The sequence below is a fragment of the Ruegeria sp. YTSA064 genome (genome assembly GCF_059610325.1).
Map to the genome: position 1 here is coordinate 99110 of NZ_JBXWNK010000004.1, position 17747 is coordinate 116856.

Sequence of the window (17747 nt, forward strand, 5' to 3'; positions counted from 1 at the left end):
ATCCAATCATACATGGGCCGCAGTTTGAGCCAAGTGGGCCTCCGTATACCCAAGTTGACAGATAATCGAATCCAGATAAGGTACAAGGATGAACATGTCTGAACAAGAATCAACAAGCACTGACCGGATCGGAGCACCGAAATCTGTCAGGATCGCACTCATGCTAGAGGAAGAGATCCGGTCAGGTGGGTTGGATACAGGCGCACCGCTGGACAGTGAGAACGCGCTGGTCAAACGGTTCTCAGTCAGTCGAAACACAATACGCAAAAGCCTCGATATCCTCAGCCGCAAGGGTCTGATAACGACCCGGCGTGGCATCGGATCATTTGTTACCTTTGGGGGAAAAACGATCGACGACCGCAAGGGATGGAGCGTTGCACTATCCTCGGGTGAAACAGAACTTGCGACGCGGATTCTTCGCCTGACACGCGGTAAAATGGATTTAGCAGACGCACCTGAAAGTGTCGGCACCGATGTCCTGATGGTCGATCGTTTACGTTTTCGTGTGAACACCGGTCAGGGAGTTTCGCTGGAACGCAGCCGTGTCCCATGGCGTTCGGAGTTTTCCGAGATAATTGAGACCGGTTTGGAAAACGGCTCTTTGACGGAAACGCTTCGCAGTCGCGGGTTGGCAGTCAACGGCGGTAGCGAATGGGCGCGTGTGTTGCCCGCGCTCAGCGCGGAAGACGCGGCTGTCATGGGGCGCGTGTCAGGAGAACCGATGTTGCGGCTGTGCCGGTTGACCCGTTCAGCCGACGGGGACTCCCTGGAATTCGTCGAGAGCATTCTGGACCCAGACCTGTTTGGTCTGCACATGGAGTTTTGACGGCTATGGCCACTGGAGAACTGGCTTTCAGTCGCGCTTGTGGCGCTCTTGCCGGAATGGCCATCGGGGATGCGTTGGGTATGCCCTCACAAACGCTGTCGCGCCCAGAAATAGCGCAACATTATGGCGAGATCACAGCTTATGTCGCCCCCTACCCCGACCATCCGGTCTCTCATGGCCTACAGGCGGCGCAGGTGACGGATGACACCGAGCAGGCATTTCTGTTGGCTCAACGTCTTGTGCAAGATGGCGAAGGTTTTGACGAGGCGCTTTGGGCGCAAGACCTGCTGGATTGGGAGAGTGACGTCCGAGCGCGTGGTTTGCGCGACCTGCTGGGTCCATCTTCCAAAGCGGCTCTTGCAGCGATGCTGAACGGAGAACCAGCCAGCGAAACGGGGCGCAACGGAACGACAAACGGCGCTGCGATGCGAATTGCGCCAGTTGGGATCGCCACGCATTTCTCGCCAACGCAGAAATTCTTGGACCGCGTGGAACTGGCCTGCCGTATGACGCATAACACGGGCGAAGCCATCGCCGCCGCTGCTGCTGTTGCCACTGTCGTCAGCTGTGGTGTGGATGGTCTTGATTTCGACGCAGCGCTCGACACCGCGCTGGACGCCGCAGAGCAAGGGCAGAAACGCGGCCATCGGTTTGGCGAAGCAAACATGCGCCGTCGGATTTCAAACGCACTTGATCTCGCTGATCAGGGCCTGACCGATGTCGAATTCGCGCAGCTCGTCGGAACTTCTGTCTCTTCGTTTGAATCTGTCCCGGCGGCCTTTGGCATCGTAAGGATGGCGTCGGGGGATGTTTGGAAGGCCACCCGGATTGCTGCGAATATTGGGGACGACACAGATACGATCGGCGCTATTGCCGGAGCGATGGCAGGGGCATGCGCCGGAATTGAAGCCATCGCACCCGCTGTACTCGAACCTGTTCGTGCTGCCAACAACCTACCCGTCGAAGCAATAGCGGAACAGTTGCTTTCTCTTCGCAATACGTCTGACGAAAAGACGGAGGCCGCAAGATGACCACTCGTCTTCTTCAGATGTCAGGTGTTGTGGCCGATCTGCTCTATCAGGTCAAAGCTGTTCCAGCGGTTGGTGAAGAAGCTATCGTCAAGGGTTTCTCCATCGCACCTGGTGGCGGGTTCAACGCCATGGTGGCCGCGAAACGCGCGGGTATGATGGTATTCTATGGAGGCTCTATCGGATCTGGCCCATTTGCCAAGATTATTCGCGAAGGTCTTAACACCGAAGGTATCCCGTTCCTGCGGGCACAAGACCTAACACGCGATCAGGGCTGCTGTACCGTGATGATCGACCCTCAGGGTGAGCGGACCTTTGTGGCAAGCGACGGTGCTGAAGGGCACGTGACTGCCGAGGACTTAACGCAGATCAGCTTTGCCGAATTCGACTGGACCCTTTTGTCTGGCTACGCTTTGCACTACACGGGCTCGCGTGATGCGCTGCACCAGAGGTTATCTTCGGATGCCCGCATCAATAACCTGGTGTTCGATCCTTCGCCCATCATCGCCTCTCTCCCACATGAGGTGCTGCAGACGGCATTGAGACGGGCCACATGGATCAGTGCAAATGCGCGCGAAGCTGCGGTTCTGACTGGTCACACGGACCCTATTGCTGCAGCCAAAGCACTTGCTGAAACGCGCCCTGATGACGGTGGAACTATTGTGCGGCTGGGGGAAGACGGCTGCATTCTGGCCCGGCCCGATGCTCTTCACCATATCCCACCTTACCGCGTTCAAGCGGTGGACACCAACGGCGCTGGTGACACCCATGTTGGCAGTTTCATCGCCCGAATGGCGCGCGGTGATACCCCAAAAGAAGCCGCCATTTACGCAAATGTCGCTGCGGCGTTGTCAACCACACAACAAGGACCCGCAACGGCGCCGACCCAGGCGGTCGTGACGGACGCCCTAAACAAGAAAGAGGCGGGTTGATCGAGAACCAAAGCTAAAGACCATTCAACCGGGAGATCACAATGAACAAACGTATCCTATTGGCAACCACAGTTGCTTTGACAACAACGGGCGCGGCCGTTCTTGCCGACGAGATCCGAGTTCTCAATTGGCAAGGGTATGGAACCGACGAAGACTGGGCCATTTCTGCCTTTACCGAGGCAACGGGCCACACCGTCGTTCATGAATACTTCAATTCTGAACAAGAGATGTTGACCAAGCTTCGGACCAACCCCGGTGCCTATGACGTCGTGCTGATCAACGCGGCCTTTACGCCACAGGCGCAGGCCGAGGGGCTGATAGGGCCAGTGGACAGCTCGATGGTCGCGAATTTTAGCGACGTGCCCGAAAATCTGGCCGCCAATCCGGACCTCAACGCCGGAGGTGCGCTGCATGGAATGCCTTGGACCTGGGGCCTGACATCCTTTGCTGTGAACACCAATGAATTCAACGAGATGCCAACGTCGATTGAGGTATTTTGGGACACGGCGCACGAAGGCAAAGTCTCGATCCGCGATGACGCGTTGGAAGCCGTACAATTCGCAGCTATCGCAACGGGCCAGGATATCAACGACATCCTGGATCTCGATGCCATCGAGGCCAAACTTGCCGAGTTGATGCCTCAGATCAAAACCTATTGGGGTTCGGAGAACGACTGGAACCAGTTCATGGCCGCGGGCGATCTGGATGTGGCGACCTTCTGGTCAGGTTCTGCGAGCCGCTCGATGGCTTCCGGACTACCGGTTCAATTCATCGTGCCGGACGAGGGTGCAATCGGCTGGTTGGATGGTCTGTCGATCCCAACATCATCGACCAAGAAAGAGGCTGCACACGCCTTTATCAATTGGATGATCGACCCTGAGTTCTACGTCAAATGGGCCGAAAGCGGTGCCCCAGCTTCGGCCAATGCCAAGGCAGCCGCTGCGTTGCCTGATGATGCCTTCAACAAACGCGTTCTGGGCGATCCCGCAGTCGTGGCACGCGTCCAGTTCCAGCGTCCGGTCTCGGATGAAAACCGCGAGAGATACCTTGAGCTCTGGCAAGGGTTGAAAGCCGCCCAATAAGCCCAGGCACGCTAAGGAGAAAGCAGACATGTCAACGGTTCTCGCCCGACAAAACAGGCTCAAGATCGTCAGCCTGCTTTCTCCGGCTTATATTTGGCTGACGGTGGCAATATTTTTGCCGCTGTCGGCGATGTTGTATTTCAGCTTTTTGTCCGATGTGCCTTTTGGCGATGCCGAATGGCACTACACTTCTGAAAACTATCAGGCCTTCTTCCAGACCTCGACTTACGCAACGCTGCTGTGGAAATCCATAAAGCTGGGCCTGACTGTGACGGTGATTTCCGTGCTGGTTGGCTTTCCCTGCGCCTATGTTTTGGCCAAGGCGATTAAGGGTAAGTCGCGCGAAGCACTATTCCTTCTAGTCATCCTGCCCTTCTGGTCGAATTCGCTGGTCCGGATATTTTCCTGGGCCATCGTTCTGCGCGGAAATGGAGTGCTAGAACTCGGCCTCAACGCGATCCTGCCGTTCGAGGTCGATGTGAACCTGATGTTCTCGACCCCTGCGATCGTTATCGGCCTGGTCCACTCTTACCTGCCTTACGTGATCTTGACTTCGTATCTGGCCTTACAGGCCATCGACGACAATCTGATCGACGCCGCGCGGTCAATGGGGGCGAACAAGCTGACCATCCTATGGCGCGTCATCCTGCCTTTGTCCCTGCCCGGGCTGCTGGCCGGTGCGGTACTGATTTTTGTACCTGTCGTCGGCTCTTTCATGGAGCCACGCATATTAGGTGGTCGTGTCGGAACTTATTTTGGCACCGTGATTGAGGATCAGTTCGTGGCCGTATTCAATTGGCCCTTAGGGGCTGCCTTGTCCTTTATCCTGCTTGCGGTGGTTTTGGTGATCCTGGCAACCGCCAGCCCGGCGTTGCGGAGGGCACAGACATGAAGAACACCTATCTGGTCTGGGCAGGTAAGGTTTGGCTTGGCTTGATCCTGTTCTTTCTTTACGCCCCGATCATCGTCATGGCGTTCATGTCTTTCAACGCGTCACAGTATTATCAACTGCCCTTTGATTTTTCGCTAAAATGGTACGAAAAACTGGGCCAGAACACCGAAATTCTGAATGCCGCGACCCGCTCAATTTTGATCGCACTGGCTACAACAGTGATTGCCACCATCTTGGGCACAGCCGCCTCGCTGGCCCTGTTCCGGTTCGAGTTTCGAGGCAAGCGCTTCCTGCAGGTGATGCTGTTCCCGCCGATCGCAATTCCATGGCTGATCACCGGCACGGCGATGCTGATCTTTTTCTATGGCGTCGGTCTTGGCCGCGGCACACCGTCGGTTCTGATCGGCCATGTCGCGCTTGCACTGCCTTACGTGATCGTCGTCGTCAGCGCCCGTTTGGCGACATTTGATCCCACACTGGAAGAGGCCGCAAGGTCCATGGGTGCCGACAGCTGGACTGTGACGCGCCGCGTTACCTTGCCCTGGATCGCCTCGGGGATCATTGCCGGTGCTCTGTTCGCTTTTGCGGTCAGTTTTGACCAGTTCGTTGTATCGTACTTCCTCTCCGAACCCGGCGACAGCACGTTGCCAGTGCTGATCTACACCTCGATCCGCAAAGGCTTCACGCCGGAAATCAATGCAATCTCGACAATCATTATCGTAATCTCGATGGCCGTGATGCTGTTTGCAGCCCGGTTCTCAAATTTCGGAGGAGAACGCTGATGGCCGATGTTTCTGTCCAAAACGTCACCAAAACATTCGGGTCACTCAAGGCTTTGAATGACGTCACCATGCACTTTCCGGATGGTGGTTTTTTTGCCCTGCTCGGCCCGTCAGGCAGCGGTAAGACGACGTTGCTGCGTGCCATTGCCGGATTCATCTTTGCGGATAGTGGTTCGATCCATATCGGTGATCAGTCGGTCGAGCACATTCCCGTCGAAAAGCGCGACATCGGAATGATGTTCCAGAACTATGCTCTGTTTCCCAATATGACCGTCGCCGACAATGTGGGTTTTGGCTTGCGTGTACGCAAAGTAGGTGCCGCTGAGGAACGCCGCCGCGTGAGTGAAGCGCTGGAATTGGTACAGCTTGGGCAACTGGGCGACCGCAAACCTCATCAGTTGTCTGGTGGTCAACGACAGCGCGTGGCATTGGCACGGGCTATTGTCACTAATCCAAAGGTGCTTCTATTGGACGAGCCGCTATCGGCCTTGGACAAATCTTTGCGCGTCGACATGCAGATAGAATTGAAGCGTATTCAGCGTGAGATTGGCATTACAACGATCTTTGTGACCCATGATCAGGAAGAAGCCCTTACTTTGTCAGACAAGATCGGCATCCTCAGACAGGGCACGATGATTCAGGCTGGCCCGCCACGCGAAGTCTACAACAATCCCGTCGACGTCTTTACCGCCGAATTTCTGGGCGAAGCCAATATTCTGACAGGTCAAAGCGGCTTGGCTCTGAGTTCTGGCGGTGCGGATATCAAATTACCACACAGCGCGACACCGCAGTCGACGCTGGCCGTCAGACCCGAGAACATGAGCATATCGATCTCAGAGCCTGACGGCGACGAGATCTCAAAACTCCCCGCCACGCTGGTCCGTCGCATCTTCGCCGGAGCGATGGCGACCTGCGTCCTGAAACACAACGACAACACCTTCAAAGTCATTGCGCGCGATCAGGACATCCCGGATTTGCCCGAAGGCGGCGAAATATGGCTGAGCTGGAAACCCGAGCACACGATTGTTGTCCCGGAAGGATCAGTTGGGTTTGACCCCAACTGAGCCGAGCCAGATCAAGATCTAAAACCCTCGTGCGTGACGCTAGAACAAACACGGCCTGATGTGCGGTGACCTCGTGACAATCGACGTGACTGCATCTGGCCAGTTCAACTTATTAATTGAATGACGCCTCACTGGGTGGCGAATGCGATTATTAGTCCGACGATCTGGGTTCAAACATCAATCCAACGTATGCGGCACTGGATCTGCGCTGCCACCGGGTTGGAAAACAATTCGAACCAGCTTCAATCAGATTGGTAGAACAACATAGCCTGCCACCTTGTAGGTGCCTGCGCTGCCCACATGCCCGGACCAGAGAGGTTGCTTCAACTAAGGGTTCAGACGAAACCGTGACATCTGCGAAAAAATCTGCATCGCCACCTCGAAATACTGTCGAGTGATCGTGCGCTTGACGTATTTGTCATTTTCTTCCAGCCACAATTCGATCCAGGATGAGCGCGCAGAACAGGATCGCCAATCCAGCCAAAATTCCTTGTCCTGCAGCGGCATATTGAAGCGCCTCCAGCACGTCCTCGCCCAAGCCTTTTGCACCGATCAGCGAGGCGACGACCACCATCGCAAGAGACATCAGGATAGTCTGATTCACACCCGCCATGATAGTCTTGTGCGCCAGGGGCAGATCTACCCTCCATAGCAGATACCGGGGCGTCGCTCCGAAGGCCAAGGCGGCCTCCCGCACGGTTTCGGGAACTTGCTGCAGGCCAAGAACGGTAAAACGGATCACCGGGGGGCTGCCGAAGATCATTGTTGCGACCACGCCCGCTGGCTTGCCTGATCCGATAAAGGCCACGACCGGGATCAAGTAGACGAAGGACGGCATCGACTGCATGAAATCCAAAATCGGTCGCACGATTGCAAACGCCCGCGGGCGGCGCGCACAATAGATGCCCAGCGGGATACCTAGCGTGATCGAAATCAGCGCCGCCGCGCCCAGCAGGGCAATCGTGGTCATCGCTTTTTCCCAGAAATCCAATAGGCCCAGATAGGCCAGCGCTGCACCGGTGAAGATTGCCACGCGCGGTCCGGCAGAGAGATAGGCCAGCATGATAATCACCAGTGCCACGACCGGCCACGGCGTATCGACCAGCACTACCTCAATCCAGTCCAGCAGGGTGCGCATCCCAAAGGTCAGCCCATCGAAGAAGCCGCGCCCGGCGGTTTTGGTCCATTCAAACACTGCTTGTACGCCATCGCCGACGTTTAAACGCCAGTCCCGGTTGGTTGGGAAAGTTTTGAGTACCGCTAGCGCATCGGGTTGCGCAAACTTGATCATCGACAAGATTACTACCACGGCAGTCAGCGCCGTCGCGACGACTACCCGAGGCAGCGACCAGCCATGCGCTACGCTCGGGTCCGAACGCCAGCGCGCGAACTGCCCTTCAAGCGTCCAGTTGGCCAACGAGGCGGCCAGGAACTTAAACGCCAGCAGAAGGACGATCCCGATAACCAGATAGGTGAATCCTGTCGAATCCGCCGAACGTGCGGCCTCCTGCGCGCCTGCCAAAGCACCCTCAAGCGATTCCGCGGCGCGCTTCAATGACTCCAAAGTGGTTAAACCGGATTGCTCTGCCGCTGCAATTTGCTGGCGGCGCAGCTCCAGTGTCTGCTCAATCTGTTCCGCGCGTTCCCGAAACTCACGGCCCAGATCACCGAATAAGCCCAGACCGATTTGGATATAGGCAAGCGTTTCCAGCACCAAAAACCCAAGGAACCACGACCACAGCCCCCGCGCCCCGAACCATATCGGCCCCAGAATTGCGGCGGCCTTGTTCAGCGTAAAGCGGTAGCCGGGGGCCTGCATCATGTAGGCAAACGTCTTTTGGTAATAGGACTGCCCCTGCCCCACGAAATCTCCGATCAAGCCATTCAGGCGGTCGGCGGTTTCCGGTTGGATCTGTTGTGTATCAACATGTTTCATAGCGGCCCCCTTAGGCTTGACTGTCCTGAATCGCGCGGATCAGACCCGCTCGGTTGATAACACCCACGGTCTTGCCATCCTGAGCGACGGCTACAACTCCATGACCATCAACGCAGAGGTTCATCAGATCGGACAAATCCATGTCCGGATGCGCCTCTTTGGCATCTTCGGGCACTTCGCCGTGATGCGCCTCGAACTCTTCGACCGGTTTCATCACCGCATGGGCGAAGATCATGTTGAGTTTGGAAATCCCTGCCACAAAGTCGGCCACGTAGTCATCGGCGGGGTTGAGGATGATTTCTTCCGGCGTACCGATCTGCACAATGCGCCCGTCCTTCATGATCGCGATACGATGTCCGATGCGGATCGCTTCATCTAGATCGTGGGTGATGAACATCGTGGTCTTGTTCAGCTTGTGGCTGAGGTCCATGAACTGGTCCTGCAACTGCTTTCGGATCAGCGGGTCGAGGGCCGAGAACGGCTCGTCCATCAGCAATATCTCGGGGTCGGCGGCGATGGCACGGGCCAGACCCACACGTTGCTGCATACCGCCCGACAGCTCATGAGCGTATTTGTCTTCCCAGCCATTCAGTTCGACCAGTTCCAGCACCCGGTCCGCTTCTTCCCAGCGGCGCGCCTTGCCGGTGCCTCGGATTTCCAGCGGCATCGCTACGTTGTCGCGGACAGTACGGTGGGGCATCAGGCCGAAGTTCTGGAACACCATAGCGACGCGCCGGTTGCGCAGGTCGCGCAAGCTCTCATCATTCAGGCCCATCACATCCTCGCCATCCAAATAGATATGGCCGTCCGTGGGCTCCAGTAGACGGTTCACATGCCGCACAAGGGTCGACTTGCCCGAGCCCGACAGGCCCATGACACAGAACAACTCACCCCGCTCGATTTCGAAACTTGCATCGGCGACGCCGACAACGCAGTCGAAGTGCTCCAGTACTTCGGCCTTGCTCAGCCCCTCGCTGTGGATGGCTTGCAAAGCTTCCTGCGACCGCGCACCAAAAACCTTCCAAACGCCTTTTGCGTCGATTGCGATATCCGCTGTCATACTGACCCCACCGCAGTTGAATGAATCGAGCAACGCCCCCGAAATCATCGGGGGCGCACAGGTTTTAGTTGGTGGTCAGACCAAGCCAGCTGTCGACGGTATCGCCATTGGCGGCGATCCACTCGGCCACGACCTCGTCTGTATCACGCCCTTTGACGACGACCTCGTAAGTCAGACCGCTTAGCTCGCCGGCATCCATGTCGATATTAGCCAGAAAGGACGCCGCTGCCGGGTTGCGCTGCTCAAGCGATTTGGAATGGGCGACGGTCACGGTCTTGACCGGTTCACCGGTGCTGATATGGGACTTGTTGAACCAATCTGCGTCCTGATCGGGCTGCACCATCTTGTATGTGGTCGCATCATGTTCGGGTTCTTCCAGAATTGTCACATCATACAAAGCATGCACGTAATGCGGCGCATAGCAGTAGAAGGCCGCACCCTTCTGTTGGTCAACCTGATCCTTCAAGCGCGAATAGAACACGGTTTCATCCTCGGTCGTTGGTGTCAGGAAGGTCTCGATCCCATAGTCCCGCACCCGCACTTTGAATGTGTTGGTTGAAGCCCAGCCCGAAGCACCAACCCAAACCTCACCCATGCCGTCACCATCCGAGTCGAAGAGCTCTTGCGCCATTGGGGTGGCCAGATCGTAGATTGAACGGATGTTGTGATCCTCAACCATATAATTCGGCACGCAGATGCCGGCGCGCCCCTCGTAGCTGCCAGAAGACAGCGCGACAGTGCCCTTCTGATCGACATACTCGTCGGTGAACGAAGACTGGTTCGGCAGCCAGACATCCGGGTGCACGTCGATATCGCCACGCCCGCCATCCATCGCTGCAAAGATGACCGCATTGGCGCCAGGCGCATAGCCAACTTCGCCGCCTAGACGTGTTTCGATAACCTGACCAATGACGCGGCTCATAATCTTGGCACCGGGCCAGCTGGGTTCACCGACCATCACTTTGTCCTGTGCGATCGCGGTTGTAGCGCCCAAAGTCAGGGTCAATGCTGCCGTTAGCATTCCTTTTTTCATATTATTTCTCCCGTTTCGTTGAGTTGCATGCGCCATCAGGCGCGCGCCCGCTTGCGTTGCGGGTCTATGAATGGAATGTCCGAGACAGTCGCGCACAGGCGTTTCATCCGTCCGTCGAGCTGTCCGATCTCCAATTGAATGCCGTTTTCCACCTGCTCGACCGACAATCGGGCCATCGCAATCGCATGCTCCAGCATCGGTGAACGTATAGCCGAGGTCACCACACCCACCTGCCGTTCTCCCGCGTAGACCGGGGCACCGTGGGCTGGCACGTCATCGCAACCGATCAGCAGCCCTTTGAGCACCCGGCGCGGGTCGCGTGCGTTGCGTTGCAGAGCCGACTTGCCGGTGAAGTCAGACTTGGTCAGATCGACCGCAAAGCCCAATCCAGCCTCGAACGCATCGACGCCCGGTGCGAATTCGGCGTTTGCGGCGGCCAGACCTGCCTCAATCCGGATGATGTCTAGTGCGGCTGAACCCATTGGGGTGATCCCGAATTCTTCGCCGGCTGCCATTACCGCATCCCAGATCGCGACGGCATCGGATTTTGAGCAGAAAACTTCATACCCTAATTCGCCGGTATAGCCCGATCGCGACAGCATGAACGGCGCACCTTCGCGATCGTTCAACCGTGCGACGGTGACACCGAACCATTTTAGATGATCCAGGCTGGGTACATGCGGTTGGGTAAAAGCGATCTTGCGTAGCAAGTCGCGCGATTTCGGCCCTTGAATAGCCAGGTTTGGCATCGTTCCGCGCAATGCGTGGACCCGCACTTGCAAGCCGCGCGAGTCTGCCAGTTCCTGCAACACCCGCCCGCTTTCCTCGGACCCGCAGCACCAACGGAAAATCTCGGGCGCCAGACGGAACAAGGTGCCATCGTCAATGACCGATCCACTTTCGTCGCACATCAGCGTGTAAGATCCACGCCAAACCGGCAGTTTCGCCACGTTTCGAGTGGTGGCCAGTTGCAGCAGCGCCTCGGCATCCGGGCCGACGATGTCGAATTTGCGCAGTCCGCTCATGTCCTGCACTGTCACAGCCTCGCGGCAGGCCCAATATTCACCCAAAGTACCATGGGCCGGGTAACTGACCGGTGTCCATAGATCACGCGCTGGCGCGAAATGCTGGGTCAGCGGGGCCAGACGGTCATGAAAAGCGGACTCCTGGCTGATCGACATGAGGGCGTCTTCCTTTTCGCGATAGGCAACCGCACGGCGGATCGGTGTTTCAGGGCGGTAGATACGTACATGCACATCCGTCGGGTTCCAGCCGTTGATCGGATCAATGTCGTCTGGACAGGCGGTCGAGGTGCAGACCAGATCCTCCAACGCTCGCATGGCAACATAATCACCGGGGCGCGAACGGGATTCTTCAGTCAGGATATGATGCGAAGCCGGGTCAACCCACGTGCTCCAGAAGAAATTGATTGCGGGCCAAGCGGTCCGCTTTTTGACACCGTAGGGCACCAGAGCATTGGTCATGTTGTCGGAACAGTTTAGATGGCCGGGAAAGCCTCTCTCTTCGTAACCACGAGCGGTGCACGCCAGACCGAATGTATCGTGTTGACCACAAGTGTCCTGAACCACATTCAGTAACGGGCGCATATCGCGATCAAAGAATTTATCCAGCAAACCGGGACCGGGAAAAGCCCGTCTAACCATGGACCGAGTGGCAGTGGAGTCGATCATCCATTCCTCGCCACGGTCCAGGCCATCAGCCCGCAACGCCATGAAATCGGAACATTGCTGGCCTTCAACATCGATGATTTGAACGAATTCGCCAGCTTTAAGCTCATACGCCATGGCGCTGCCGCGAGGGATGGTGAATTCGTCTCGTGTATCACCCAGCAAAGGCGGCAATTGCACATCACGTTTGGCTGCGGGTTTGTGCAGAACCGTCACATTTCCAGCGCCTGAGCCTTCGATTAGCCCGGCAACTCCGACGGGTCGGATCAACCAGACCGTCATCGTCTGACTGGCACGTATAATCACTGGCTCGGATGATTGATCAAATCTGTAACAGGGAACCCGCTGATCCCCATCCCGCGCTGCTATCCAACCCGAGAACTGGGCACTGTCAAAACCGTCCCATTCAACCAACCCGGTTTGGCTCAGCCCAAGTGCCGCAAGCATCGGCTGCCCACCCTCTGCCAAAGCAGCAAGATCCAATGGCTGCATTGAACCAGCCCCTTCTACTGACAGCAAATCTCCGGGTTTGATCGACAGCTTCACCGCCTCGCGCGGCGACAGGACATGCGTGCGTGCGTCAAAGGCATTTGGGAAGCCCGGGAACCGGCGACCGGGGCCGTCGTACCCCGTGTTAGTAAAAGTATGTAAAACCGTAGACCCGTGCATCGCGCAGCCAGATTCCTAAAATGTAACTAGTTACAGAGCTTGATGAAACCAGTTACATATGTCAACTCTTTACTTATAGATCGGCAAGACGGGCCCTAAAATCAGTGACGCAGAAAACCCCCGAGCCTAAAAAACGCTCAAATCTCAGAGATGTAGCAAAAGCAGCGGGCGTGTCCGTCGCAACGGTGTCCAGGGTGCTTAATGAACCGACCGTGGTGAAGAAGGAAACGCTCGAAAAAGTTCAGACCGCCATTGCCGAGCTTAAATTCGTTCCTAGCGCGGCTGCCAGGGCAATCAATTCTGGTCGCACCCGCTTTGTTGGGGCTTTGGTCCCTACGCTGGACAATGCGATCTTTGCCCGTTTCCTTGCTGCTCTGGAGCGTAAGCTATCAGACCATCAGTTGTCTCTGATCGTTGCGACAACCGAGGCGAGCCTAGAGATTGAAGCCGAGAAAGCCAAAAGCCTGCTGGATATCGGGGCAGAAGGACTGATCATCACTGGCATTACGCACAGCCCGGCGTTTCACGAACTGATCGAACGGGCGTCGTTGCCAACGATCGTCACGTCTTTCTTTAATCCGGAAAACCCGCTGCCGACCATCGGGTATGACAACGCGGCTGCGGCGCAACTTGCCCTACAACACCTTGTTGAACTCGGACACCGAGACATTGCGGTCGTGCATGGCCCCGTTAACGACAATGACCGTACCAGAGCGCGCCTAACCGGCCTCAAAGTCTTTCCCTTCGACGGAAAGCTCTCAACCTTCGAGACCGAGATCAGCCATCAGGGTGGCGCAGACGCTGCAAAACACTTGGGCAATCTAAGCAGCAGGCCAACGGCAATTCTATGTCTATCCGACGTCGTCGCCCTGGGGGTTTTGCTTGGTCTTCAGGCGCAAAATATCATCGTCCCGGACCAAATTTCCATGGTCGGGGTTGACGATCTTCCAACTTCGTCTGTGACCGTTCCGCCACTGACAAGCGTACATTTACCGGTTTCTCAGATGGGTGAACGCGCGGCGGACGCACTTGCCAACTGGATCACGACTCATCAGGCGCCCAAATCCGAAGAGTTGTTTACACAACTCGTTGTTCGGAACTCTACAAAACGTTGTTGAGGCAAGTGGGCCAGACCAGACATTGGCCGACCCGTTCGATACCGGGCTTCAGTGTCCCGAAAGCAACTGTTGGAAGGATGCAATTACTGCAGGAACGTACGCAACTAAATGCGCTCCTTGCTGTCTTTCGGATGTGCCATTTTGCCCGCGTTTGTGGCCGCCCATTCATGCATGGCCTGCAACAAAGGGATCAGGCTTTGCCCCAATGATGTCAAACTGTATTCCACATGTGGAGGGATAGTCCGAAAGTCCTTGCGGGACACAAAGCCAGCATCCTGCAGCTCAACAAGTTGTCGGGTTAGCGTGCGATGGGTGATGCTACCGAGGTTGCGCTGAAGCTGATTAAACCGTGAGGTTTCCTGCGCCAGCCAATAGATGATCAAGAGTTTCCACTTACCCGAGATCGCCTCTATCAGTGGCTCAATCAGACAGTTTTCATCTGGTTCGAGCGTTGCCATAGCGGTATCCTATGTGACCGTACTTGTCGTTTTGATCTTGTATTTTTAACTACGCCTCAGACTTACCGAACGCAACGAGGAAGAAGATGACCCAGAAGAAAGTCGTGATAGTCGGCGGTGGATATGTTGGCTTTGAGGTCGCCAAAGCACTGGACGGATACGCTGATGTTACGCTGATCGAGCAGCGCGAAGCCTTTGTGCAGGCACCAGCGACCATTCGTGCACTTTTGCAGCCCGAATTGTTGGATCAGATCATACTGCCCTATGATCGTTTGCTGATGCGCGGACGCGTCATTCGCGGTCGGGCCTCAAGGGTTACACAATCCGAAATTACGTTAGAAGACGGAACCATCTATCCTGCCGATTACATCGTCCTGGCGACAGGTTCGTCCTATGCCGCGCCTTTCAAGCCCGAAGGGAACAGCATTAAGGATTTTCGCGAGGCGAGTGCTGAGGTTAGTTTGCAATTGTCGTCAGCAAAGTCGGTTGTCATCGTCGGAGCAGGTACGGTCGGCACCGAGTTGGCAGGGGAAATCGCCGCAGCTCAACCCGACAAAGACATCACATTGGTTTCTTCAGATAACACTTTGTTTCCAATGTACCCGGCAAAGTTGGGCGCGCAGTTGAAACGCAAGCTGGAACGCGCAGGCGTGAACATCGTTTTGGGCCAAAGAGCGGAAAACTTGCTACACTTGGACAGACCCTATGCCGGGTCGGTCAAATTGACCGATGGCCGGGTGATTAGTGCTGATCTGGTGTTTCCTGTGATCGGATCCAGGCCAAATACGGCTTTGGCGCAAACGCTTTCCGGGGTCGCCACGGCACCTTCTGGCCGGATTCAAACCGACAAATGGTTACGTCCTTCCAAATACCCGAACGTCTTCATCGCAGGGGACATTGCCGATATCGGTGACGGTATGACCATTGTGGCAATATCCCGACAGAATCCGTGGCTAATCAAAACCTTGAAACAAGCACTGAAAGGTCAGGCGATCGAGGATCTAAAGCCATATGTGCCATGGAAAAAAGCCCCGATCTTACTGCCCCTTGGTCCCAAAATCGGGAACAGCTGGCTATTTGCGACTGTTGGCGATTGGGTCACGCGCCAGATGAAGGGAAAAGACCTTTTTATTTCGAAGTATCGCAAGGCGTTCGGGCGATAGGATCGGCTGAATGCCCCACAATTCACCTCCCGACAAGAGACCGCCAGGACATAAACTAATGACACGTGTCGACCTTCCGAAATTTCCAACCAGCCACGGGTATATGAGTGAGCGCGTTCAGCAGGCATATATCACAGCTGCGATCGAAAATGGACTGCTGCCCGCTGACGCCCACCGCATGGCAGAGGTTGTTTCGCTAACTGCACCGGGCGACACCTCGAAGCCGATTCAGTTCTGGCAGCTATTCTCTGTCTTGGGACAAGATGCAATTGTTGGCGTAGTCACCAGATTCTATGAACGCGTGTTTGCCGATGAGCCTTGGTTCACATCCGTCTTCGAAAGGGTTGGGGGATTGCACCACCATGTTGCGACCCAGGCATCCATGTGGATCGATGTCATGGGGGGTGGCCCCTATTACCACGGCGCTGAGTTTCGGTTGAACTTTCATCACGCGCATAACGCAATGGCTCTGATGAATGACAAGGGGGCAGAACGCTGGGCCAACCTGATGAGACAGACGTTGGATGCCTCTGCGGACCTGCTCACAGATGATCCACGCGTGCGGATTAGCCTCAACACGTTCCTGTCATACTTCATGACAAAATACGCCGAAGAATTCGCTTTCCAGGATCGGCACATTTTTGGTGAAACGAACGGACAGCTAAAGCGCCGGATAAACTTCCTGAGAATGACGACCGCAGCAATCGAAAACTTGAGCACGCAAGAGCTAAGCGACGCGCTGGCTGAGCGCGGTGTGGACGTGTCCCAATATCCGGACAAACAGGCGCTTGTTGAAAAAGCGTTGATGGTGTGACGCCTGCAATCCAAGCCAGACACCAAATCACCCCGCCGAAACAGCTGGCAGCATCACAAACACTTATGTTGAAGCTGCCAGACCGGTTCCGATATTGTCCCTTGTGCGGTGCAGAAACCGGGCCGCTTGGCAAGAGCGGCTCTGCGGCTTGGCTTGAAATTAGATCCGGAAGATTACATGCGCTCCGAACCAAACAGGCTGCAGGTCAGGTCATTTTCTTTAGTATCCACGCACAGGGTTCACGATATTGACCAATCTCTCGCCGCGTATCCAGCGATCCAGATTCTGAATAAACAGATCAAAAGAAGCCTGTTCCCATTCGGCATAAACCGATGAGCAATGCGGTGAGATGACCACGTTCTCAAGAGCCCAGAGCGGGCTTGTTTCGGGAAGAGGCTCGGTTTCGAACACGTCCAATACCACCGCCGCCACATGCCCTGCACTCAGTGCTACGTGAAGGGCAGCTTGATCCACCACACCGCCGCGTGAAACATCCGCGAGGATGACGCCTTGCTTCATCGCCGCAATCTCTCGCGCACCGATCAAGCCGCGTGTCGCTGGAATTAGTGGGGTCGAGACGGCAATGAAATCCGCAAATGGCAGAAGGTCATGCAGTTCATCCGCTGCGTACACCTCATCGACATTTTTCATCGGCCTGGGGCGCGCGCGGGTTCCCAGGACTTTCATTCCGAAGGCCTTGGCGCGCGCTGCCACCGCCTGACCGGTATGACCCAGCCCGATGATCAGGAGTGTTTTGCCCGCCAGCGGCCTGACCGTACGCGCGTTCCAGACCCGCGCTGCCTTGTCTTTCTGCAGACCAGGCACATCCAGGGTAAAATGCAAAAACCCGCCAAGGATATATTCCGCCATCATCCCAGCGGCCACACCCGCAGCATTGGTCACGATTGTCCTCTGAGGGTCCCACTTGCCGTAATGATCAGTACCCGCCCCACCATTGGCAATCCAACTTGGGCCTTGCGGGCCAAACAGCGCGTCGCGCGGATAGCCAGGCGTGCCCGCGAAACGAACCGAATAGACGACCTCGGGCTTATAGCTGTCGACCAGCGTGGGAAGGCCCTCATAGCTGTTGCATTCACGATAATCTGCCTTTGGGAATGCGGCGCACAAGCTTTCGGCAAGCGGTGCCGTGTCGCTATTGTGCAGAATGATACGCGGGGTGTCAGACAAGGTTTTCCTCCACG

General features: G+C 56.1%; 16 protein-coding genes. 10 read left to right on the plus strand and 6 right to left on the minus strand.

The features are described from left to right. Positions 1–94 precede the first annotated feature (94 nt). From AC2FI7_RS07370 to AC2FI7_RS07400, 7 genes are read left to right on the plus strand one after another with little or no spacing between them, the layout of a single operon-like run. On the plus strand, positions 95–826 hold the full coding sequence (locus tag AC2FI7_RS07370) for a GntR family transcriptional regulator (RefSeq protein WP_010442649.1): 732 nt from the start codon (positions 95–97) through the stop codon (positions 824–826). A gap of 5 nt (positions 827–831) precedes the next feature. After that, positions 832–1857 carry an ADP-ribosylglycohydrolase family protein gene (locus AC2FI7_RS07375; RefSeq protein WP_496815664.1) on the plus strand — a complete coding sequence of 342 codons (1026 nt, stop codon included), beginning with the start codon at positions 832–834 and terminating at the stop codon, positions 1855–1857. Beyond that, a complete protein-coding gene (locus AC2FI7_RS07380) occupies positions 1854–2786 on the plus strand; it encodes a PfkB family carbohydrate kinase (protein ID WP_010442651.1) in 933 nt (310 codons plus the stop codon). Before AC2FI7_RS07375 ends, AC2FI7_RS07380 begins: the two co-directional genes overlap by 4 nt. A 41-nt stretch (positions 2787–2827) precedes the next feature. Beyond that, positions 2828–3868 (plus strand): ABC transporter substrate-binding protein, encoded by a 1041-nt coding sequence (locus AC2FI7_RS07385; protein WP_010442652.1) that lies wholly within the window; start codon positions 2828–2830, stop codon positions 3866–3868. Positions 3869–3896: 28 nt separating this feature from the next. Then, positions 3897–4760: an ABC transporter permease gene (locus tag AC2FI7_RS07390; RefSeq protein WP_170477115.1), complete on the plus strand. Its 864-nt coding sequence runs from the start codon at positions 3897–3899 to the stop codon at positions 4758–4760. Continuing rightward, positions 4757–5542, plus strand: coding sequence for an ABC transporter permease (locus tag AC2FI7_RS07395; RefSeq protein WP_010442654.1), 786 nt, complete (start codon positions 4757–4759; stop codon positions 5540–5542). The genes AC2FI7_RS07390 and AC2FI7_RS07395 overlap by 4 nt, the downstream gene beginning before the upstream one ends. Continuing rightward, on the plus strand, positions 5542–6606 hold the full coding sequence (locus AC2FI7_RS07400; RefSeq protein WP_010442655.1) for an ABC transporter ATP-binding protein: 1065 nt from the start codon (positions 5542–5544) through the stop codon (positions 6604–6606). Before AC2FI7_RS07395 ends, AC2FI7_RS07400 begins: the two co-directional genes overlap by 1 nt. A 418-nt stretch (positions 6607–7024) precedes the next feature. Here the strand turns inward: AC2FI7_RS07400 and AC2FI7_RS07405 are convergent, their stop codons facing one another. The 4 genes from AC2FI7_RS07405 to AC2FI7_RS07420 all read right to left on the minus strand — a co-directional run bounded on the left by AC2FI7_RS07405 (position 7025) and on the right by AC2FI7_RS07420 (position 12992). Beyond that, entirely contained in the window at positions 7025–8542 is a 1518-nt protein-coding gene (locus AC2FI7_RS07405) for an ABC transporter permease (RefSeq protein ID WP_010442656.1), read from the minus strand. A gap of 10 nt (positions 8543–8552) precedes the next feature. Further along, positions 8553–9602 carry a quaternary amine ABC transporter ATP-binding protein gene (locus AC2FI7_RS07410; RefSeq protein ID WP_496815663.1) on the minus strand — a complete coding sequence of 350 codons (1050 nt, stop codon included), beginning with the start codon at positions 9600–9602 and terminating at the stop codon, positions 8553–8555. A gap of 64 nt (positions 9603–9666) precedes the next feature. Continuing rightward, positions 9667–10635 carry an ABC transporter substrate-binding protein gene (locus AC2FI7_RS07415; RefSeq protein WP_010442658.1) on the minus strand — a complete coding sequence of 323 codons (969 nt, stop codon included), beginning with the start codon at positions 10633–10635 and terminating at the stop codon, positions 9667–9669. Between the two features lie 35 nt (positions 10636–10670). Then, on the minus strand, positions 10671–12992 hold the full coding sequence (locus tag AC2FI7_RS07420) for a DUF1989 domain-containing protein (RefSeq protein WP_496815662.1): 2322 nt from the start codon (positions 12990–12992) through the stop codon (positions 10671–10673). Positions 12993–13096: 104 nt separating this feature from the next. On the opposite strand from AC2FI7_RS07420, the gene AC2FI7_RS07425 reads away from it, so the two are divergent. Then, a complete protein-coding gene (locus tag AC2FI7_RS07425) occupies positions 13097–14110 on the plus strand; it encodes a LacI family DNA-binding transcriptional regulator (protein ID WP_083829028.1) in 1014 nt (337 codons plus the stop codon). Between the two features lie 104 nt (positions 14111–14214). Here the strand turns inward: AC2FI7_RS07425 and AC2FI7_RS07430 are convergent, their stop codons facing one another. After that, on the minus strand, positions 14215–14568 hold the full coding sequence (locus AC2FI7_RS07430) for a winged helix-turn-helix transcriptional regulator (RefSeq protein ID WP_010442661.1): 354 nt from the start codon (positions 14566–14568) through the stop codon (positions 14215–14217). 41 nt (positions 14569–14609) lie between these two features. Between AC2FI7_RS07430 and AC2FI7_RS07435 the strand changes: the two genes are divergently transcribed. Both AC2FI7_RS07435 and AC2FI7_RS07440 read left to right on the plus strand, forming a co-directional pair. After that, positions 14610–15731, plus strand: a complete 1122-nt coding sequence (locus tag AC2FI7_RS07435) for an NAD(P)/FAD-dependent oxidoreductase (protein ID WP_496815690.1) — start codon at positions 14610–14612, stop codon at positions 15729–15731. 58 nt (positions 15732–15789) lie between these two features. Beyond that, on the plus strand, positions 15790–16545 hold the full coding sequence (locus AC2FI7_RS07440) for a globin domain-containing protein (protein WP_010442664.1): 756 nt from the start codon (positions 15790–15792) through the stop codon (positions 16543–16545). A 219-nt stretch (positions 16546–16764) separates the two neighbouring features. On the opposite strand, the gene AC2FI7_RS07445 is transcribed toward AC2FI7_RS07440, so the two are convergent. Then, entirely contained in the window at positions 16765–17733 is a 969-nt protein-coding gene (locus AC2FI7_RS07445; RefSeq protein ID WP_010442665.1) for a D-2-hydroxyacid dehydrogenase, read from the minus strand. Positions 17734–17747: the final 14 nt, after the last annotated feature.